19 protein-coding genes are annotated in these 21078 nt (G+C 60.6%); 6 read left to right on the top strand and 13 right to left on the bottom strand.

Annotation, left to right across the window (positions count from 1 at the left end):
- Positions 1-113: 113 nt before the first annotated feature.
- From DWW73_RS03560 to DWW73_RS03540, 5 genes are all read right to left on the bottom strand, one after another.
- On the bottom strand, positions 114-1052 hold the full coding sequence (locus tag DWW73_RS03560) for an FHA domain-containing protein (protein WP_117778771.1): 939 nt from the start codon (positions 1050-1052) through the stop codon (positions 114-116).
- Between the two features lie 3 nt (positions 1053-1055).
- Positions 1056-2900 carry a hypothetical protein gene (locus DWW73_RS03555; protein WP_117778770.1) on the bottom strand — a complete coding sequence of 615 codons (1845 nt, stop codon included), beginning with the start codon at positions 2898-2900 and terminating at the stop codon, positions 1056-1058.
- Positions 2897-3802 (bottom strand): hypothetical protein, encoded by a 906-nt coding sequence (locus tag DWW73_RS03550; RefSeq protein ID WP_117778769.1) that lies wholly within the window; start codon positions 3800-3802, stop codon positions 2897-2899. The genes DWW73_RS03555 and DWW73_RS03550 overlap by 4 nt, the downstream gene beginning before the upstream one ends.
- A 245-nt stretch (positions 3803-4047) precedes the next feature.
- Complete coding sequence (gene recR, locus DWW73_RS03545; RefSeq protein WP_089573257.1) at positions 4048-4644, bottom strand: recombination mediator RecR; 597 nt, start codon at positions 4642-4644, stop codon at positions 4048-4050.
- A gap of 13 nt (positions 4645-4657) precedes the next feature.
- Entirely contained in the window at positions 4658-4978 is a 321-nt protein-coding gene (locus tag DWW73_RS03540) for a YbaB/EbfC family nucleoid-associated protein (protein ID WP_006235174.1), read from the bottom strand.
- 340 nt (positions 4979-5318) lie between these two features.
- Between DWW73_RS03540 and DWW73_RS03535 the strand changes: the two genes are divergently transcribed.
- Positions 5319-5786 carry a hypothetical protein gene (locus tag DWW73_RS03535; RefSeq protein WP_117778768.1) on the top strand — a complete coding sequence of 156 codons (468 nt, stop codon included), beginning with the start codon at positions 5319-5321 and terminating at the stop codon, positions 5784-5786.
- A gap of 22 nt (positions 5787-5808) precedes the next feature.
- On the opposite strand, the gene DWW73_RS03530 is transcribed toward DWW73_RS03535, so the two are convergent.
- Together DWW73_RS03530 and dnaX are read right to left on the bottom strand one after the other, a co-directional pair.
- Positions 5809-6069, bottom strand: coding sequence for a hypothetical protein (locus tag DWW73_RS03530; RefSeq protein ID WP_117778767.1), 261 nt, complete (start codon positions 6067-6069; stop codon positions 5809-5811).
- 54 nt (positions 6070-6123) lie between these two features.
- Positions 6124-8607, bottom strand: a complete 2484-nt coding sequence (dnaX, locus tag DWW73_RS03525; protein ID WP_158563776.1) for a DNA polymerase III subunit gamma/tau — start codon at positions 8605-8607, stop codon at positions 6124-6126.
- 115 nt (positions 8608-8722) lie between these two features.
- On the opposite strand from dnaX, the gene DWW73_RS03520 reads away from it, so the two are divergent.
- Positions 8723-9442: a hypothetical protein gene (locus DWW73_RS03520; RefSeq protein ID WP_147343543.1), complete on the top strand. Its 720-nt coding sequence runs from the start codon at positions 8723-8725 to the stop codon at positions 9440-9442.
- Between the two features lie 105 nt (positions 9443-9547).
- Here the strand turns inward: DWW73_RS03520 and DWW73_RS03515 are convergent, their stop codons facing one another.
- The 6 genes from DWW73_RS03515 to DWW73_RS03490 form a co-directional block, all read right to left on the bottom strand.
- Positions 9548-10207, bottom strand: coding sequence for a DUF5028 domain-containing protein (locus tag DWW73_RS03515; RefSeq protein ID WP_117778764.1), 660 nt, complete (start codon positions 10205-10207; stop codon positions 9548-9550).
- Between the two features lie 5 nt (positions 10208-10212).
- Positions 10213-10857: an ABC transporter ATP-binding protein gene (locus DWW73_RS03510; protein WP_117640711.1), complete on the bottom strand. Its 645-nt coding sequence runs from the start codon at positions 10855-10857 to the stop codon at positions 10213-10215.
- Positions 10854-11651, bottom strand: a complete 798-nt coding sequence (locus DWW73_RS03505; RefSeq protein ID WP_147325193.1) for a hypothetical protein — start codon at positions 11649-11651, stop codon at positions 10854-10856. The genes DWW73_RS03510 and DWW73_RS03505 overlap by 4 nt, the downstream gene beginning before the upstream one ends.
- A gap of 38 nt (positions 11652-11689) precedes the next feature.
- Complete coding sequence (locus DWW73_RS03500; protein WP_117778763.1) at positions 11690-12556, bottom strand: hypothetical protein; 867 nt, start codon at positions 12554-12556, stop codon at positions 11690-11692.
- A 94-nt stretch (positions 12557-12650) separates the two neighbouring features.
- Positions 12651-13163, bottom strand: coding sequence for a hypothetical protein (locus DWW73_RS03495; RefSeq protein WP_117778762.1), 513 nt, complete (start codon positions 13161-13163; stop codon positions 12651-12653).
- Positions 13164-13272: 109 nt separating this feature from the next.
- Positions 13273-15411: a LuxR C-terminal-related transcriptional regulator gene (locus DWW73_RS03490; RefSeq protein WP_158549373.1), complete on the bottom strand. Its 2139-nt coding sequence runs from the start codon at positions 15409-15411 to the stop codon at positions 13273-13275.
- 437 nt (positions 15412-15848) lie between these two features.
- Between DWW73_RS03490 and DWW73_RS03485 the strand changes: the two genes are divergently transcribed.
- From DWW73_RS03485 to DWW73_RS03470, 4 genes are read left to right on the top strand one after another with little or no spacing between them, the layout of a single operon-like run.
- Positions 15849-17702, top strand: a complete 1854-nt coding sequence (locus DWW73_RS03485; protein WP_117778761.1) for a serine/threonine-protein kinase — start codon at positions 15849-15851, stop codon at positions 17700-17702.
- A complete protein-coding gene (locus DWW73_RS03480; RefSeq protein WP_035136732.1) occupies positions 17699-18712 on the top strand; it encodes an FhaA domain-containing protein in 1014 nt (337 codons plus the stop codon). Before DWW73_RS03485 ends, DWW73_RS03480 begins: the two co-directional genes overlap by 4 nt.
- Before the next feature lie 6 nt (positions 18713-18718).
- Positions 18719-19135 carry an FHA domain-containing protein gene (locus DWW73_RS03475; protein WP_006235180.1) on the top strand — a complete coding sequence of 139 codons (417 nt, stop codon included), beginning with the start codon at positions 18719-18721 and terminating at the stop codon, positions 19133-19135.
- Positions 19132-21066: a Stp1/IreP family PP2C-type Ser/Thr phosphatase gene (locus DWW73_RS03470; RefSeq protein ID WP_117778760.1), complete on the top strand. Its 1935-nt coding sequence runs from the start codon at positions 19132-19134 to the stop codon at positions 21064-21066. Before DWW73_RS03475 ends, DWW73_RS03470 begins: the two co-directional genes overlap by 4 nt.
- The last annotated feature ends 12 nt before the right edge of the window (positions 21067-21078 follow it).

Genomic DNA, 21078 nt, shown 5'->3' with positions numbered 1-21078 from the left:
CCGCCGTCAAGTGTAATTTCGGCAAATATAGGCGGGCGGTAAAGGTTTACCTCGGGTGACTGCCGGGAGCAAAATGATCCCTTGGGGACGGAGGGACCATTTGGCGGGACTGGCTAGAGGGCACCGAAGAGGACGGCGTAGGTAGTGGATTCGCCGAGCTTGAGCTCGTCGCCGGGATTGAGTTGGGCGGAACGGCCGGGCTCGACCTGAATGCAGACGCGCGTGGCCCCGTTTACCACCACGGTTCCGTTGGTGGACGACAAGTCCTCGACGTGCCAGATATTTTGAGCATCGCACCAGATATGGGCATGGCGGGCCGAGACATCGTCGCCGACGTCGGTAATATCGCCCTCACCAGTGGCCAGCGCGCCAATCTCAACACCCTGCTCGCTCGGCTGAATCCAACGCGGGGCGCTCACGACAAAACTGTTTTGCACGCGCAGCAAGCCCAAGGGATGCGCCGGGGCGGGTTCGCGCTCGCCCGCGGTCATCGACATGCCAAGCGAACGCGGCGTGGAGGTGCCTCCGCCACAGGTCGCGTGCGCGTAGTCGATGGCATAGTTCACCGAGGACCGCACATCCGCCGAACAACCGACGGCGACAAACAGCACCAGCACGGCCTCGGCGCGCTCGGCGGGCATGAGTTCCGCCGCCTGGGACAGGCGATCGAGCGCGTTGCGATAGAGATTCGTGTCCTGGTGGCACTCTTCGAGCGCGCGCACCATCGGTTCACCTGCAGGACCGCACACCATATTGATCACAGCCGTGGAGTCCATGGGATTGCGCTGGCGCAGGGCCAGTTGCGACATAATACGCGCAGCCGAGGTACCGTATTCGGCAAAGTAGCGCTGCTGAAGCGTGCCGACCGGCGCGCGAACGATAAAGCGGGAAACCCAAGAGCGATCGGCGGCTCGGCTCTGCGGGCTGCGGCCGTCGGCGAGCGGACGGGACGAAAGCACCAAGCCGCACAGCTCGATATGGCTCAGATGCGCCGCGCGCTTAAAGATGTCAAACATGGCCCCGCATGGGGTGAGCTCAACTTGAGATGCCATGACCTAGGCCTCCTTGGTCGTAGAAATAGAATCGGACGATACTTCGACAGGTCCGCCAAAAGTACGGGCAGCTGCGGCTCCACCGGCAAGCGGAGTCGCCATCTGGGCTTTTGTGCGTCGCGGTGCCGAAACGGAAAGTTCAAAGGCAAAGCCCATCGCAAGCAAAAACCACGTAAGCGTATAGGTTGCAACCAGAGCGGCAACAAGGCCGCCCATCACGGCGCGTTGGGAAAATACGCTACATGCAGCCACAACCAGCACCGGAACCTCGCAGGCAGAAAGCGCAAGCACACCCTGCAGGAAGCCCGAGCGCCGATTGCGCGCAAGTGCCCCCGCGACAACGCCGGCTATGCCTGGCAGCGCCAACGCCAGTGCGGCAATAATACCCGGTAGCGACCCAGACCACACGAGCGATCCCAAAGTCGCCGTCACGCGAGCGCCCGACGCCAGCAGCGCGGCCGAAACCACGACCACAGCCCAAACCACGCCACAGACGACCGTCGCGCCGACCATCAGCGCGCGACGAACCGCGCGGCCAGACGCATCCATGGGGCACGGCGTGAGCGGCTCGCCGCGGAGCGAACGACCGACATTTTGCGCATAGTGGTCACAAAACGCCGAGAGCGCCGCCTCGACCGCCGCCGGCTCGGGACGATCTTTTTGATGGCTGGACAGACAGGCCATCACCACGTCGAACAGCTGGGCATCGACAAACGCCAGCGCATCGCGTAGCTCCTCGGAATCCGGCTCAAGCCCCAGCTGCTGGGCCTGCTCGGCCGCAGCGAGCGCCACATCGGGCTCACGACGAAGCAGCTGAGTCAAATCGCAACCGGGCGCATGGGCACCAATGGGATAGTCGGGCAGCGTGTCCATCTTGAGACGGTAGGGGCTGGCGATGTCGCGCGTCTTTTTGCGCGAACCCGAGGTGCCCGAAGTGCTCGGCGCGGCTTCGTATGGCGCGGCGCCGGCAATGAGCTCGTAAACCGCGCTTGCTGCGGCATAGACGTCGATCGCCGGCGACATACGCAAAGCGCGCAGGTCGGGAATATCGTCGGTGAGCATCTCGGGCGGGGCATAGGCAACCGTCGCGCGACGCAGCGTGGCATAGCGCTCCGTAAACGACGCCTTGCCGCCGGTACCGGCCACGGCCGACGCAGGCTCGAGCGCCAGCGACGAGCCAAAGTCGATCAGGCACAGGTCAAAGGTGCCCTCGGCAAGCTGCCGGTCAAGCGGTAGACGCGCCGTACGCACCATAATATTAGCGGGCGAGATATCGCGATGGACAAAGCCCTCCCCCACCAGGCTCATGCGGCAGAGCAGGTCGAACAGGTCGCGCCCCAAGCGCGCCGCCACAAGCGGCGATAGGCGGCCGGCATCGTCCACGGCAAGTCGCGAACGCAAGCGGGCAAGCGTCTCGCCCTCGACCCATTCCATGACAATTGCAGGCACACCGTCAACCTCGCCCCAGCCATAGAGGCGGGGAAAGCCCTTAAGGCCCGAAAGGGCGCGATGGCATTCATATTCCTCGCGAAATGCCGCTTTGAACTTGGCGACCAGCGCCTCATGGGCGGCATCGTCGTCAAACTCATCGCGCGTCGGCAAGATGAGCTGTTTGAGTGCTACGGCCTCGCCTTGGGCGTTGACGGCACGCGTCACGCGGCCGATACCGCCACGGCGCATGGTGGCATCGTCGGCAAACAGCATCGTAAAACGACGCAGATAGGCAGGCAGTTCGTCCTGACCGAGCGCAATGGCCGGCTCAAACCCGTCGACACGCGCCAGGCGCAGGCCGACCATGGGATCGCGACCGAGCGATTGTGGTGTGGTGGATGCAAGATCGGTCATCATAGGGCAAGCGCCGCCATGTTATTGTTGAAGTTACCGAGCGCAACGTCATCATCGCCGTAATGGCCGACCCATTGACATAGGTTGGTGTAACAGCCCCACAGATTGGCATACTGCTGATACCACTTTGACCGGGGCGAGAATGTCTGACGACCGAACTCGGCTCGAATGACAAACATCTCCCCGACCAGGCTGTCGCACGGCCTGGGATCTCCCGTAGAGTTATAGGTCGAAACCACGTCATTGGCACGAGAAACATAGCCGTCGAGCATGTTGTACTTGGTCACAAGCCAACTGTGAATGCTCTCTTCCTCAGCAGCGGAAAGGCCACCGGAGTTCGCATCGTTGTCAGTGTTGCCGCCCGTCGAGCCGCCGTTTCCAGACCCTCCGGCAGAGGAACCCGATCCAGAACCGCCGCCCGAACTCGACGAATCCGAGCCGGAGCCAGAAGTATCCGAGTTACCGGGCTTTCCGGACTGCTGGGCGTCCTGCTCCTTCTGCTGCTCGACCTTATTCACCGTTGCCGCCACGCTATTGTTGGACAACCGATCGATGATCTTGGTGTTGGTGAGCACGATGGTTTTGCCATTGGCAAGCGTGACTTCGTTGTCCGGGGCCTCGGCGCCGTCCGCGTCGTCGGTGCCAAACACAATATGCGCGACCACACTTGCCCAAGCATATCCAGTCGTGGTGCCCAGATCACTTTTGACCTCATGCCCCACGCGCGGTTCGCGTGCGGCATGTGCCTGCATCATGGACGGCACGGTCATGCCATAGGCAGAAACGCCAGCTATGACCAGCACCAGCGAGCAAGACAGCAGTGCGTACGCCCGCGGCGCCAAGCCCAGTCGGCGTCGCATGCGCACCGCGGCGCCGCGCTTTGTCTGAGTGCCACCGGGCCGCATGCGTTCTCCTCCAACAAAAACACGCCGCTCGGGAGCGGCGCATTCATTCGAATCCATATTTGAGTGTATCAGCGAACCCAAAAGGTTGCGCAACGAATGAGCAAATTAAGGATGCGAGTGGAAGCATCCATGCGATAAGCGGATACAAAGTATCTTTGTTGCACAACAAACTTATAGTCGCACGGGGAAATTATGACTGCCCCGTGCGTCGCCAGGAAAACATACGGCAGGAGCAGGCTCGCCACCTAAATCGTGCGACGGGCCTCAATGGCGCGCCCAAGCGTAAGCTCGTCGGCATACTCCAGGTCGCCGCCCACGGGCAGGCCGCTCGCCAGACGCGACACCTCGACGCCCAGCGGCTTGATAGTGCGGGCCAGGTAGCTCGCCGTGGTCTCGCCCTCAATATTGGGGTTAGTGGCGATGATGACCTCATGGATATCCTCGTGGCCCAAACGCGCCAGCAGCTCGCGGATGTGCAGCTGCTCGGGACCAATCTTGTCCATGGGGCTGATCACGCCGCCCAGAACATGGTACAGGCCATGGTAGCTGCCCGTGCGCTCGATTGCCTGGACGTCGCGCGGCTCGCCCACCACGCAAATGCGAGTAGTGTCGCGCATCGAATCCTGGCAGATGGAGCACTCGTCGGCCGTGGCGTAGTTAAAGCAACGGCTGCAAAAGTGGACCTCCTGCTTAACCTCCAGGATGGCCTCGGCCAGGCGGCGGGCCTCCTCGGCATCGGCCTCGAGCAGGTAATAGGCGATGCGCTGGGCCGACTTGGGACCAATGCCCGGCAGACGGCCCAGCTCATCGAGCAGTTTTTGCAGACTGTGATTCGCACTCATATATATGCGTGTCTTAGAACGGCATGCCCGGGATGTTGAGGCCGCCGGTGATGGCGCCCATCTGCTTGTTGGCGAGCTCGTTGACGCCGCGGACGGCCTCGTTGACGGCAGCCATGATCATGTCCTGCAGCATATCGACGTCCTCGGGATCGAGGGCATCGGGGTCAATAGTGAGGTTGACGAGCTCCATCTCGCCGTTAACGGTCACCTTGACCATACCGCCGCCGGCAGAGGCGTCGACGGTCTGGGACTTGAGGTTCTCCTGCGCGGCGGCAAGCTGCTCCTGCATCTTGCGAGCCTGCTTCATCATCTGCTGCATGTTCATACCGGCCATGATGGCTCCTTTACGTGCGGCCGCACGCCGAGCTGCAAGGGCAGCCGGAGCGCGGCGGGACTTTCAAACTCAAAAATCGTACCACGGCGCGAAGCCAGAGAGCGGGGGCGGACACGCTACCTCAGTCGATATACATGTCCTCCAATACAAACCACGCGCCAAGATTATGCAAGGCCGAATTATGCAAGGTTGCATAATATCGCATACTCAATCTAGTAGAGCCGAATCCGGCATTTCATGTGTGCCACTAAATAGCTAAATGCCAAACCGCTGCTCGAGGCGGAGCACATGGCGGCAGAGTATAATTTGATTGTCATAGATAGCAATTTTGAGGTGCCCCATGAATGCCCCCGACGCGCTCCAAAACATCCGCTCAAAACACCCCGTTGCATATGTGGTTCTCTATCTCTTTGTCGGCTGGGCATTGCTGATTGTCATCACCCATGCTATAGCCTTTGGAGCAGAACTGCTGATAACCAGCTCGGACCAGCCCACCGTCAAATGGGAAGCGACCGATGAGTGCACCGATGGAACCCGAACCATTTACTACAACAGCCCGTCCCTCTACCAAGAGTTCAAGGTCAAGATAAAGGACTCCAAGATTGTCGGTGCCGAACCAGGCGCTTTCTTGACAATCGGAGCAACCCTCGACGCCGAGCAAGTCGAGTACACGGACAGCCGCGCGACGTATCGTGTCGACCTCAGCACCCTAGGCCGACCGTCACGCATCTGCCTGCTCGAATGCGAGACACGCGGCACCACGCTACACATGTACGAAATACAGATGCGCCCGGACAAAAGAAAGTGATATATGGCCGAGTCGGAAAAGACTAGGCATAGACTCGTCCGCCTTCGTAAGCAAAACGCAAGATGAGCGGGTCGTTGTTGCGCACAAAATCATCGAGTTCTTTGAGGTCCGCTTCGCTAAAGCCCTCGTGTGACACCCAATTGAATGCCGGCAAGATGCACTCCGCCGTGTCAAAACCCCAATCGCGCGGGCGCTCCACAACAACCTTCACCGTGTTGTCCTCACGGACTTCGGAATACGAAACTTGCGTATCGTCCTCAAGGCGGACATATTCCCACATCATAAGCTCGCTCCGTTCAAAGACGTCTCTTCTTGAGCAGTATACCCGCCTGTACAGCTACTCCACCGGTTTGAAGATGGTGGACTGACCGAAGACGCTGCGGATGAGGGCTTTGGCCTCGTCCTCGGTCTGCGGGATGCTTGGGGCTGCGCCCTGATGGCCGAAGGGACTGCCCGCGCCGGGGTTGGACTCCCAGGGAGCTGCAGGAGCGTCCTCCTCTTTGGGGGCAGTTGCAGCGGGCTTGGGCGCGGGCGTCGCACCCGGCACGTCGAACGGAGGCAGATCGTCCCCGCTCGCATCGCCTGCAAAGCCGCCGACCATGGCGTCATCGTAGGGCACCTGCTCGGATTCCCACGGTGCAGACTGCGCAGACGGCTGAGCCTTGGGAGCGGACGCGCGCTCGGGCGCTCGGGGTGCGGGCTCGGTCGGGAGCTTGCCCGTGGCAGGAGCGCCAGCGGGGTTGTCGGAGCGCAGCCAGGGGGCTTTGCCCAGGTCGGATGACTTGGGCGCAGGCGCGGCGGCGGGCTTGGGCACGGGGACCGGAGCAGCCTGTTTGGGCGCAGCGGGTTCAGGCGCCGACGGGGTCGGTGCCGCTACCGGTGCCGCTTTTGGCTGCGTCGCGCTGACGTTCGAGGATGCAGGGGCCGCCGAGGACACGGGTTGCGGGTCCGCAGATGCCGCAGCCCGTGCAGATGGAGAATGCTCCTCATGTTGAGGAGCCAGCGTGCCACCTCCATCCAGGACGTAGTCGACGGTGCGACGACCGAAGACCGCACTGACTGTCGGCAGGACCACCGACTGCGTGTCGGCGCGTCCGAGCATCTTGATGGCAAAGGTCGAGCCCGCGGGGAACGAGACCGTGAGCTTGGAGCCGTCGTCTGCTGTGGCGCGGGCATTGAGCAAAAGCCCTGCGTAGGAGGCCTGACGAGCCTTGACGCGTTCGACGACCTCGGCCCATTTGCGCTGGAGCTCACCGGCATCCTCGACCGCGGGGGTCTCGGCGGCACCAGCGGCAGCAACCTGGGCGGCGGTGTTGGGCTGGGGCTTAGGTGCCGGAGCGGTGGCAGGCGCGGGGGCTGCAACGGGCTGAGGCGTCGGAGCCGGCGCAGACTGAGGTGCAGACGCTGCAGGCTTGGAAGCCGACACGGACGCAGAACGGGGCGCAGGCTGAGCCGCCGGAGCGGCAGCACCACGGTCCCAAGGCATACCGCCCTGGCGCGCGGACGTATCAGCGGTGGTAGCAGATGCCGCCGGAGTAGCGGCTCGGGCACCCGAGATCAGCGTCGGCTGCTGGGCAGCAGCGGGTACGGATGCTGCAGGCGCGGTGGCCTGAGCAGCAGCCACGCTCGCCGGCACGGCGCCGTTGGCAACCATGGCCTCCAGACGCGCCACGCGCTCGGCCAATGCCTCAATCGTTAAATCAGCCTCGGGACGTGCCAGACGCGTACAGGCAATCTCGAGCACCAGGCGCACGTCGCTCGCGCCCCTCATCTCCAGTGCGGCATCGTCGAGCACCGTCAGCACGCGGGCCAGGCGGTCGGCAGGATGCTCGCCAAAGGCAGCGGCCTCGGCAGCAAGCGCCTCGGCCTGCTCGGAGCCGCCCTCAAACAGCTCGGCACGGGCACCGGCAACGCAGGCAACGTACACGTCACGCACATGCGCTACCAGGTCGCGCGTCAGCTCCAGCAGGTCGTTTCCTTCCTCGACCTGCGCACGGATCAGTCCATAGAGCTCGGCAACATCGCGATCGGCAATGGCGCGGGAAAACTCGCCCAGAATCTGGTCCGAAACCTCGCCTAAAAGCGAGCGGGCATCGTCCGCATGCACAGAACCGTTGCCAAAAACGCTCAGCTGCTCCAGCGTGGAGAGCGCGTCGCGCATGCCGCCCTTGGCATGGCGCGCCACGATGGCGAGCGCCTCGTCGTCGTAATCGAAGCCCTCCTGCTCGCACACGTATGCCAGGCGACGCTCGATATCCTCGTTGCCGATGCGGTGGAAATCGAAGCGCTGGCAGCGCGAGAGGATGGTCTCCAGAATCTTTTGCGGGTCAGTGGTGCACAGCACAAAGATCACGTGCGCCGGCGGCTCCTCGAGCGTCTTGAGCAGCGCGTTGAACGCCGCCGTCGTGAGCATGTGGACCTCGTCGATGATATAGATCTTGTACTTGCCGCGTACCGGGGCAAAGTTGACGGAGTTGATGATTTCCTCGCGCACATTGTCCACGCCCGTGCGGGAGGCGGCATCGAGCTCGTAGACATCGGGGTGGTTACCCTCGGCAATGAGCTCGCACTCCTCGCAAGTACCGTCGGGCATGCAGCCGCTTGCACCCTCGGCGCGCGCCGCCTCGGCATTGCGGCACAGCAGCGCCTTGGCCAGAATGCGCGCCATGGTGGTCTTGCCCGTGCCGCGCGGTCCGCAGAACAGGTAGGCGTGAGACAGGCGCCCCTCGGTGATGGCGTGCTCGAGCGTCGAGACGATATGCTGCTGGCCCACCACGGAGTCAAAGGTGAGCGGGCGATACTTTCGGTACAACGATTCCATGGGTGCTCCCCCGGGTATACTGAGTCCTGTTGCCGCGGCGGCCATGCGGTCGCACGGCATACTGCATCCATAATAACCCGTACGGCGAGCCCGCCGCGATAGGAGTCCAAAGAGCATGGCAGACGCAGAGAGCAACCTCGTTCCCTCCGAAGCAGCCGACCAGGTCGAGGTCGCGCTCGAGGCGCAGGCAGCAGCCGATGACGGCATCCTGTACCTCAACGAGTATCAGTACGAAAACGATCTGGTCACCGACTTCGCCCGCCTGGTCGCCTCGCCCAGGCGTCGCGGCTCGCTGTATGTCGCCGCGGCAATTGCCGCGCTGCTCGGTATTGGCATGCTGTTGGCCGGCGGTAACTGGATCAAGTTTGGCGTCGTCCTGATCGTATTCGGCGCCTTTTTGGCCTGGTGGAGCAAAAACCTGCACCACACCCTCGCCCGCGACTTTATCGATGCCGTTGAGGCCGACGAGTCCATGGGTGGCCGCTACCGCCGCGTCGCCGCCAACGAGGACGGTCTGATGGTCTGGGGCAAGAGCGGCAAGTCGCAGTTCTTCCCGTTTGAAAAGCTCGACCACGTGCTCGACGGCGAGCGCATCTTTGTTGCCATGTTCGCCGACCAGGGCGTGGCGATCCCTAAGGACACCTTTGTTCGCGGCGATGCCGAGCAGTTTGGCGCCTTCCTTAAGGCGCGCATCAACAAAAAACTCCGCATCGAGACCAAACGCAAGAAGATGAAGGCAGAAAAGGCCGCTGCCGAAGCAAAACAGGCCGACAAGCCCCAGGGCAACAAGGGCAAGCAGCGCAAGCAGAAGAAGAACAAGAAGAAGAAGCGGTAATCCGGCCGACACCGAAGGTGCCTCGTCCCGCGCCCGATTCCGAGTCGGAGCGCCTGAAATCGGGCGCGGGTACCGCCGATGGACCCATTTTGCCTAACTCTCGAGCTACTTCACTTCAAACCTTAAGAGCCTTCTCTCTGGCAGATCGGTCATCTTCATCGTATAAGTCCCAGGAAAAGCCTTCTCAAAACGGACGGTCTCGTAACCTTCGAAATAGTCGTTGGTGTTTTGCATCATGAATGGGACAAGCAACTCGTTTTCCGCTCCAACCTGCACGGCAAATGCTGCAAGTCCGTCTAAAGCCGGCATTGCCTGCGCTATCAGATCGGTATTGACCATAAAGTCATAGTTTGGCGCAGACTCCGGCACCAAATGCCAAACATACGTTTTGATTCCGCCTTCGACATTGTCCTTATTCCTGACACGCATCTTTACGGCGATAACACACGTGATGTCGGCGTCCTTCAATTTCGTTTTCGTATCCACGATGCCATATTTTGAATAATCATCATGCGCACGCTTGAGATACTCGCGCGGCGTGAGCAGCTCTGCCCCGTCTATGCAAAACGAATACCCGTCAGTCGCCACATCCTTCGACCCCAGAAACGCCCCATCCATCGAGAGCCATTCGCCCTCCGCATAATATTTCTCAGGAATGACCGTCCGGTTCCCGTTAACGACGCTCGCCCTCATGCCCGCAAGGCCAGTAACAGCACAGCCGAAAAGCGCAAGCGCCGACCTTCTTGTCCACAGGGTCTTCTTCATCGCGCTCACGACCTTTCCCGAACTTTCACAACGGCACCGTCGCGCATGCAGTAAACCCGATCGGCCAGCTCCTCGAGCACCTCTCCGTCATGGCTGGACAGAATAACCTCGCGACCCGTTGATGCCGCCATCGCCACAACGCGCTTGAGCATTTCCACGCCCGCTTCGTCGAGGGCATTTGTTGGCTCATCGAGAACAAGCAGCTTCGGCTTTTCCATAATTGCCGCAGCTATCCCCAGACGCTGCTTCATCCCAAGCGAGTATGCTCGGAACTTCTTTTTTTCGTCTGCATCGAGCCCCACGAGCCGCAGGGCAGAGCGAATGTCCTCGCGGGTTGCAACGCCCTTGATCTGAGCAATGAGCTCCAGATTGTCGTAACCAGACAGATAGCCCAAAAAGGAAGGCGCCTCGATCAACATCCCCAGACTCGGCGGGAAAGAGATGTCCGCCCCAAGCCTTTGGCCATCGATAGAGATTTCGCCTTCGGTAGGCTTGATCAATCCGCAGACCGCTCGCATAAGCATGGTCTTACCCGAACCGTTTATCCCCTGAAGACCGACCACAGTCCCAGGGTCAACCTCGATGGACACGTTGCGCAGAACATCGTTTTTGCCTATGCGCTTCGATACGTCCCTAACGATCACGCTCATATCTTGTCCCCCTTTTCTATAAGGTCGGCCCTTCGAAACCACAGTCCACCCAACGATAGGCATAACGACATAATCACAATTGAAAACAAGCCACTCGAGCCCGCCGCGATTCCATCTTTGACAATTCCGCCCCAGCGCAACAGCATCAAGGCGTTACCCAATAGCGCCCAATGCCGTGCATATGCCGAGCAGATCAGGTAGCTCATTAAAACCACAAACGAGACCGACGGCCCAAGTACAAAGCCAATCACTGCCTGCGCAAACGCAAGCGCCTCGAAAGCAAAAAAGAGACCTGTGAAAAACGGCAGCGCATCCGCCTCGCCAGCTTTGAGAAACCACGGCGCCAAATTAGCCAGCTGAAGCGACTCACCATGAATGACCGCGCTGAACGAGGCGCTCACCATCAAGCTCCAAATCACAACAGAGCAAACCACCACGAGCAGCGAAAATGCCGTTACCGCCGCCACCAAGATAAAACGCGAGACCCACCAAAGGGTTCTTGACCGGCATCGAACAAGCGCTTGCAAACCAAACCCGTGCAACGATTCGGTCGGATAATCGAGTGTTGTATAGAGAATAAGCAGAATGACAAATAGCCATCCTAACGGAGGCACAAACATGAGCCCGGGCCTAGGCTCAAACGGAGCGGATCCGGCAAACACGAGCGCGAGATTATCAGCAAACCCCAAGGCATTCGTCCGAACCCCATACACAGAAGACAAGCCGTAGGCGTACACCAAGTTCGCAACGGTCACTGCCGCAATCGCAATAAAAGTAAGGATGTTCTTCTTCAAAACGGTCCTCAGGTCCGCGGCGACCAGCCTAAACAGCATCAGACCACCTCGCGTCTTTTTAAGAATCTCGCGAAAATCAAAGAAAAGACGAACAGCAAAATGATTTCTGCAAACCCTGCTCGAATGTCGGGCCAGTTATTTAGTGATTCCGACCTGATGCTGTTAAGAATGTTGCAGTTAAAGCCGACGCATGAAAGGACGCTAAAAATCCAGTCGTTAACAAAGTGCCATGCAACCATAATCAGATATGGAACGACCATCGCCTTGATTCTGCTGCGAAACACAACCGACAGACCGGTCACGGCCATGGATAGAGCCCCCAGCGTCACCGCATCGAACAGTATATAAACCAGCACGTACAACAGAGGCCGGGAATAAAACAGGCCAGAAAAATAGCTATGCAGATAGAGCCCGACGTAAGTCGATTCGTCGACCCGGGGGAGATACGCGGGAAACAGCATTGAGACAATCAGGAAGTTCACGAGTAGCGGAATAGCCGTGACCGCAAACGCAGAGAGGAAAGCAGACAGCATCTTCACGTTCACGTATGCATTTCTAGAAACACGTGTGCAGATCTGCGCCTCGTAACCGCTCAAACGCTCGGACAGGCATGACCACGACCCGGCCAGCATGGCAAGCAACGGCAGCGCATAGAAAAACACTGATGCCGATAGCGGTGCATTTGCACTCACAACGATCCAGTTACCAAAGCTACTTTCACGCGTTTGGCCGAGGTATGCCTGGGCTTGCAAACCAACGCCATAGCCAAGCGATAACAGCTGCTTGCGCTCAGTCTCGAGCGTCCACCATGCCTCAATGGCAGCCGCCATCGAAATTGCAGTTGCAACCATAAGGGTCAACGCAAATATAGGATTGCCAAATATCTTGGACAACTCGTGCCGCATTAGATTTCTATTCAAGCGACATCACCCTCCCTTCGGCCGGGCCGAGTAGCAACACTCGGCCCGGCCCTAATCACAACAAGAAGCTGCGGATTGGCTAGGAGGGAAGTTTGTTAAAATGGCCGAAGCAATCGGGGCTCCACTTTCCATAGACCGTGCCGTATCCGGACTCGGCCCATGCAGTCAGACGAGCATAGCTGCGTTTATTCTCACGGACGAGATTGTATATCTCCCATTCACGCTCATGGTTGGAGCGATACACGCCCTGCGTGCAATTCAAATTGCCCGTTCCTCTATTGTCATAGGCACCGTCCACGTACAAACGTAACGGCTTTCCTGAATAGCCTTTGATCCAAATGTAGACTGAAGATGAATCTTCTTTCTGGCGATAGCCGGTTGCGCTCGTGCCAGAACATTGAAAAGCGAAATCTCTATCTTCGTTGTTCTTGCATGTGGCAATTCCGGCATCCGCGCTCTGCGAAATGCTAGAAACCTGGGAAGTGTCAAACTCCTCTTGAGCAAATGATGCGGCAGGTGCACCCATCGACAAGCCCGCAACAATCGCCAAGCCGACTCCGATTCGAGCAATAGCGCTCCTTGGCTTAATCATGGCCTTCTCCAATCAAAAGCGGTTAACAATGCGTCGACGCACGGCAACCTTTGCATGAATAGAGAAAGATGTCTGTAAACACCCGCTATTGAGTTGATCGCTCAGGCGTTTACACGTTATCTACCTGCGATAACAATGAAACAAGCTCCGCTTTATTCTTGATCTTCAACTGGCGGTAAGATGCAGACCGCAGTGCTTGCACCGTAGATGCAGCGTAACCGACATCCTCCGCAATGGTCTTTGTCGTTGCGCCTTCTGCCGTCATCAGCAAAATTTGCGACTGAACATCAGAAAGGGAGCGCGACGCAAGCAGGGCAAGCTGGCGCACGCGAGCTGCTTCGGTAAGCCCGTTCGCGCGGTACTCCAAGACGGCCTTCTCGTTCTCAACCGAGCGGGTGAGCGCGATGTGCGTGACGAACATGGGCGCAGACCAGCAGACGATCACCGTTGCCACGACGACATTGACAGCCGAACTTTGCCCCAGCAACGAAGTAAGGAACAACGGCTCGAAAACCATCAGATCCTGCGCCATGTTGAGCAAGACAACCCAAACAGGAGCCGTCGCCCCAAAGCAAAGCATCCATACCCCGAGCATTTTGCGCTGCGGACAGCTACGCAGCACTATATATGTGAACAGTATCCCCGTCAGCACCGCAAGTCCATGGATTCGCCCCCTAGTGGCTGCATAGATTAAAGCGGATACACCTATTAACGCCAACGGCACGATAGCCCGAGTACGGCCACGCGCCTTAAATGAACACAGCCCAACAGCGAGCGAAGCCATAGACGTCATGCCGCAAAACAGGACCGGCACAGCCATCAACGGATCGCGTACGCACCTCCATGCCGCGATATAGACAAAAGACCATTCCACGGCAGACAGTATCGCCCACACGCACGGGCTTCCGAGCCCAATCGCCCCATCCGTTCTAGTCAGTGCAGCTTCACGATTCAGTTTTTCACCCGCGTAGTGCAGTGACAGAAGCAGTCCGAGACCCAATGCATAGCTTGAGAGAGAAAAGGTAACAGCCCATGAAACACCGGATCCCCAATAACTATCCGCCATTACCAAGGGGCCCGCCGCAAGGAGGATAAAAAATAATGTGAGCAGGTATCGAAACAGCCGGCGCGTCCGAGCTGATGCCAACATATCGTCAGCATGCCGCCGCGACAGCTCGGGCCCTACAGCATCACCCTCGTCCACAAACAACGCCACGAGCTCGCGTGAGCCCGCAACCGACGCCTTCCCGTATGCTCGGTGAAGCGTTGTTCGCACCGTCGATGACTTCGTATCCGTCTCCTTGGCAATTTCCGCCGGCGTTTTCCCTTTGAGCAGCAGTCGAACAAACTGCTCTTCTCTAGGCGACAGGGCAGGGGAAAACACCCCCGCATCGAATGGGTCGGACACGCAGGCGATATCCGAATTGTTGTCCCGTTTTCTCTTTAGCAACATGCATACGAAGGCAGCAGCGATAGCGGACCCCATCGCAAGCAATGCAATGATCGCGTCATCGCTTGCAAAGTATGCCGCCTCAACAGCCGGAACAAGGCCAATAGGGACTGCCACGAGCGCAGAACGGGCAAACACGTCGCTCTGTCCCCGACCAAAGGCGCTGAAACAGCAAAACAGCGGGACCGCAACCAATACGAGATAGACCAACGGAATTAAAAGCACAAGACCAATTGACGCGGCCGAAACAGAGAGTGCTCCCCATGGCTCAGGGATGACTCTCCATGAAACTCGACAGCAGAACAGCAGACAAGACATGACGGCTATTGTTTCTGTAAAAATCGCGTCCTGCGGATGACGAGTTTCTCTTTCGTCAGCCCGCGTCGCCCCCCGCGTCAAAGGAGAGCCCGCCGTATCCCAAATTACATATGAGAGGAGCAACGACCCAGCAAAGCACGAGGCGCATGAAACGCCGCGCAACAGCCAGATAGGCGCAAACACGAATGGAATAGAATCTCCGCGAGCATAGAAGGCCAGGTCGGCCCATTCGGGAACCGTTGCAATAGCAGCAAGGAAAATACCGAAGGCGCCAAGGAACCCCGGCCGCCTTATTTCTCTCCCCTTGCGGAGCGCAACACCGTGACCAAACGCCGCGAGGCATGCGCCCAGGATAACGAGCCAGGTCATTGCACCTGACGCCAGGCCGATTGAAGATGAAAACCGGTGATAAGGGGTGACCGCCATTACGACAAGCGCAATGGCGCAGGCAGACGTAGCAGAACGGCGGGAAAAAAGCATATGGCCTCCATAGCGTGTCATTATATCGCTCGAGCCGCTCGTTTATCTCTGTTCTCACACCAGCCAGCATCAATGATTCAGGCGAACTCCAATCCGCGCCAGATCACGGTCCGGCTTTTGTTCGCAGTCCCCACATCAAAGCGGGATGCGGTTTCCTTTTAGACGCCGGTTCGGAAAGCGCATCCCGTTCCAGGGCAATATTCTGGGATGCAGTTTCCGCAGCCCACCCCATTTGGAAGGCGCATCCCATTATTTGGCTGAAAACTGGGGTGCGCTTTCCGAACGAGCCGAAACGGCCCGAATCGATCGGACCACCTCATCCCCGTTTCCTCGCCATCTGCCCGAGCGTGTTACACTAGCAGCATCTATGCCACCGCGAACGGCTCGGCTCCGCGCCCGCCACTCGCAAACGAACTTTAAACGCACGAGGGTTGGCCATGCCGCTTTTCTCGCAACATACCGCCCGGTTCTCGCCGGACGTTCCTTTTGAGGGCACCAGCTCTCGCGAGCTGCTCAAGCGGTACCAGCCGCTCGAGACACTTGCGACCGGCGGTTTTGGCTCCATCGAGATTTGCCGCGACACGCACCTGCGCCGCCGCGTCGCCATTAAGCGCATCCCCCTTATCAACGGCGCCGGCATGCCCGCCAGCGACATCATGGATGTCCTGCGCGAGGCGCATACTGCCGCCATGCTTCAACATCCCAATATCGTGCAGGTCATCGACTTTACGCATGACACCGCCTATGCCTACCTGGTCATGGAGTATGTCGACGGTATGTCACTGGCCGAGTTTTTGCATCGCGTGGACGGCCACTCGCTCACCTTTGACGAGGCCGCGGCCATTGCCGATGCCCTGGGCCAGGCGCTCACCTTCGCCCATAGCAATGGCGTACTCCACCTGGACATTAAGCCCGCCAACGTGCTCATCGACCACTCGGGCAATGTAAAGCTCACCGACTTTGGCATGGCGCGACTGTCGTCCGCCGGTGGCTTTGGCGGCTCGCGCGGCGGCACCATCGGCTACATGCCGCCCGAGCAGCTCGATATCGAGACCGGCACGGTCGACGAACGCGCCGATGTCTTTGCCCTTGCCTGCGTTATCTATGAGGGCTTGTGCGGCAGCGCTCCCTTTATGGCGGCCACGCCCGCCGACTCGCTCGACCGCATCATCGGCGGCGCCACCTATCCCAGCGAGCTGATACCACACTTTCCCCCGGGAGCCGAGGCCGCGCTCATGAGCGCGCTCTCCCCCATGCCGCAGGACCGCCCCAACAGCATCGAGGCATTTTGCGACCAGATCCTTGCCGGTCTGGGCAGCGTGCGCGAGGGCCGTCGCAGTCTGGAGCAAATGGTTGGCGAGCTTTCGGATGACGAGCAGGAGCTCGACGATATCGAGCCGTCGTACTACGAGGACGACGCCATCGAGGTCGACCCCGCGCTCGGCTGGGCGGGCACGCGCTGGAGCCATGCGCGCGACTACACCATGCACGCTATCTCGGCGCTAACGTGCGGCGCCTTTAGCTTTTTGCTGATGCAAACGGCCGGGGTCGCGGCGCTTCCCGGCCTGGTCATTGCGGCTATCGCGATCGGAGCGGCGGCTGGCCTGGCCCCCCAGATCGGCTCGGCCATCTCGGCTGTGGGCTTTTTGGTGCTCATGGCCAACGCCACCATGCAGGCGCAGGGCATCCTGTCGATGTTGCCCGTCGCGGTGATCTTTGCCGCCGCCATGTCCGGTTGGTGGATCGCCTGGGGTCGCACCGAGGCTGCCGCGAGCGCCGCGCTCACCTGTGCACTCGCGCTTGGCTGTCTGACTGGCAATACCTTCCTGGCAGCTGGGGTCGCCGCCGGCGTCGCGTCATTTTGGCTCGGCCCGGCAAGCGCCGCCGCGGCAACGGGCATGGGCGTGCTTTTTGCCCGTCTGGCGACGGTCGCGCTTTCAGCCGGAGGCGTGCTGGGGCTCGGTAACGTTGCCGCAGCGCTGGAAGACCCGCTCCTTTGGGCTGCCTTTGTGCTGGTCGCGACAACTGCTGCAGCGTCATCTGCGCTGCTCAATGCCCATGCCAAGCGTGCCGACCAGGGCTCAAACCTTGCCGCAATCGCCGCTATCGCCGTCACCGGCATCGGCTGCGCAGCGGCATCCTGTCTTGCACACCATATGGAAATTGCCAGCCTTGCAGCCGCGGTCGCCGCCAAGGCGGCGGTTGCGGGAACCCTATCCTCTATAATCGTTGGGATATGCCTATATTTGCTCGGATACCAAAGAACCTATACGGAGAGTGATCTTTCGTGAACTTCCTGAACATCTTCGAGGACCACGTGGCCGGCATCTTCGGTGCCACCCGTGCCCCGTTCTCCTTTAAGAAGCTTGCCAAGCAGGCCGCTCGCGACATGGAGGATCAGACTCTGGTGATCAACGGCGTCAACACGGCGCCGGCACTCTATACCATCCTGATCGCCGCCGACGACGATCCCATGCTCGCCCCGTTCTACCCCGAGCTTTCGCGCGAGGTCCGCGAGTTTGTGAAAGCGCAGGCCGAAAAGCGCCGCTATGTCTTTGTCGGCGAGCCCCTCGTGCGCTTTATGATCGATCCGCAGCTGCGCGCCGGCAAGTTCTCGGTCTTTGCCGAGAACGTCGATGCCCCCACGCTCGGCCGCCTGTACGAAGAAGAGCGCGCCTATCAAAACGGCCTGGGCCAGAACAACTCCGCGGCAAGCCGTGCCGCCAGCGCCCCGCGCGCCGGCCAGCAGCAGTTTGCTGCCCCGCAGCAGCAGCGCCCCGCTGCCATGCCCCAGCAGCAGCCGACGCCTCGCGCCGCCGCTCCCGACCCGCTTGCCGTGGCAGACCCCTTCGCGCCTAGCGTCCCCGACCCCGCCGCCGCACCCATCCCGGTGCCGCAGACCGTCTCGCGCGACGCGCTTGCCGGCATGGGCGGAGCCGCCGCGACCGGTGCCGCCGTGGGCCTAGGCGCCGCAGCCGGCATCGCCTCCAACATGGCGAGCACTCGCGCCCCGCAGCGCCCGCTCGCCCAGCTCGTCGACGTCGTGAGCGGCGAGAGCCATAGCATCACCTCCGCACAGGTGACCATCGGTCGCGAGCGCTCAGTTTCCGACATTGCCCTGCGCGACCCCAACGTGTCGCGCCGCCACGCCCAGCTCACCTTTACTGGCTCGGATTGGTCGATCGAGGACCTCAATTCCACCAACGGCACACTCGTCAACAACCGCCGCATTACGCGCTGCCCGCTGCGCAACGGCGATCTGCTGACGTTTGGCCTGAGCACCTTTGAATTTAGGGGATAGTCGCTTATGAACATCGATATCGTCCTTTTTGCAGGCCGCATCGTCCTGGTCGCCCTGCTCTATATCTTCCTGTTCGCCGTCATGAAGACCGGCGTGGGGCTTGTGCGCGGACAGCGCCGCGACTCGGCTATCTGGACGATCGATGTGGACAAGGGTCCGCGCGGTATCCGCGGCATCCACGTAGACATGCTCGGCCCCGTCATCGTCGGTCGCTCGCCGTCTTCGGACATCTGCATCAACGAACCGTTCGTCTCGGCCTCGCATGCGCGATTTTCGCTGCAGGGCCCGGCGCTCATCATCGAGGATCTCAACTCGCTTAACGGCACGCTCGTCAACGGCCGCCAGCTTGTGGAGCCTGCAACGCTGCGCGAGGGCGACGAAGTCCAGATTGGCGATGTGGTCATGAAGGTGAACCGTCGATGATCGACGAGGAGAACAAGTCCGCAACTATGACCGAGGCACCGGCTGCCGCCACAGCTGCGCCGGCCCACGCCGCTCCGGCGGGCTCCGCACCCGTGGAACCCGAGGACACCGTGTTCTCCCTGCCTCTTTCGCATGTAACGCATGATATTTCGGATCTCGCCGATAACGAGGACGAAGAGAATGCCGTAGCGGCGCCCATCGGCGCACATGCTGCGGAACAGCCCACAGCGTCCGAAGCAACCCCGGCGCCGGCTCACTTTGCAGAGCCCGTAGCCGCGGCAATCAACGAGAGCGCTGCGGTGTTTGCGGCACCCGAGCCCGCCGCGCCGGCGTTTCCCATAGCCCCGGCATCCGAGGTTGCGCCCGTGTCTACGCCGGCGCCCGAGGCAGGGCCATCCCCCGAGGACGGCCCTGCACCCAAGACCCCGCAGCCTGCGCCCGCAAACGAGTCCGATGCTGTGGCTGAGCCCGCCGCCCAGTCGCAAAGCACGCTCGCGCCGTCGCACTTTGCGACGCCCGAGTCTATAGACGTCAGCCCGCAAGACGACGAGTCGACCGCCCGCGTGTCCGAGGAGCCCGACTCCCCGGACACCGGCGATTCCGAATCAAACGCCGAGACCGACACCGTCTCTCCCGGTGACACAGCCGAGATCGACGTAGCCGCCGTTGAAGCCAAGCTCAAAGACCCCGGCTCGACCATGAGCTTTGAGCCCCTGACCGAGGAGCGCATCGAGACCGACTCGACCTATGATGCCGGCACCACCACGCAACTCATGTGGGGCGCCCGCTCCGACGTTGGCTGTGTGCGCCCGCACAATGAGGATTCCTACCTGGTGCAGTCGCCGCTCTTTTGCGTATGCGACGGCATGGGCGGTCACGCCGCCGGCGAGGTAGCCTCTTCCATCGCCGTCGAGACTATTGCCAAGACGGCCCCGCAGTCCGCCGACGCAGCACGCCTGGCCGCAGCCGTCGAGGCAGCTAACGCCGCCGTAATCGAGGCGGCCCTGAACGGCCTAGGCAAGCCCGGCATGGGCTGCACAGCCACTTGCGCCTATATCGAAAACGACACGCTCGCCATCGCCCACGTGGGCGACTCTCGCGCCTACCTGCTCCACGAGGGCACGCTCATCCGCGTGACCCGCGACCACTCCTACGTGGAGGAGCTCGTGGACGCCGGCGAGATCACGGCAGACGAGGCTCGCGTCCACCCCAACCGTTCGGTCATCACCCGTGCGCTGGGCTCAGACCCCGCCATGTATGCCGACCACTTCACTCTGCATATCGAGGAAGGCGACCGCCTGATCCTGTGCTCTGACGGCCTTTCGAGCATGATTCCCGATAGCGATATCGAGAACATCGCCACGCAGTCCTCAACCGCGCAAATCTGCGTCGACAACCTAGTGGACGCGGCGCTTGCCGCCGGCGGCCACGACAACGTGACCGTAGTAGTCGTTGACCTGGTTGACGATGGCGTTATGCGCGAGGCGCAACGCGTGCGTCGCCGCAACGTCACCATCGGCGTCGTCTTAGGTCTCGTCTTGGTGCTGGCGGCTGCCATCTGGGCCTACACGGGTGTCACCGGCTCGTACTACCTGGGTACCTACCAGGGCAATGTCGCCGTCTGGCGCGGCCTGCCCGGCAAGCCGCTCGGACTCAAGCTTCACTGGCTCGAGAGCGAAACCAGCATTAAGCTGTCCGACCTGCCCGAAGACACGCAAAACCGCCTCAAGGCGGGCATTCCGCAAACAAGTGTCGACGATGCGCAGGACACGATATCCAAGTACCGCCACCAGATCGACGAGGAGCAGACCCGCCAGGTGATCGACGCGCAAACGATTCGCGACAACACCGACCAGGGATCGACCTCCGAATCAGATTCCGAGAAAACCGCCGAACAGTCCGCCGAGGCCGAAGCCTCCGATAAGAATTAGAAAGGGAGTGCC

It is taken from the genome of Collinsella sp. AF16-8 (assembly GCF_003462695.1).
In the GTDB taxonomy this organism is placed as follows: Bacteria; Actinomycetota; Coriobacteriia; order Coriobacteriales; family Coriobacteriaceae; genus Collinsella.
The sequence above is the reverse complement of the archived record's forward strand: the minus strand, read 5'-3'. Positions and strand labels throughout refer to the sequence as shown.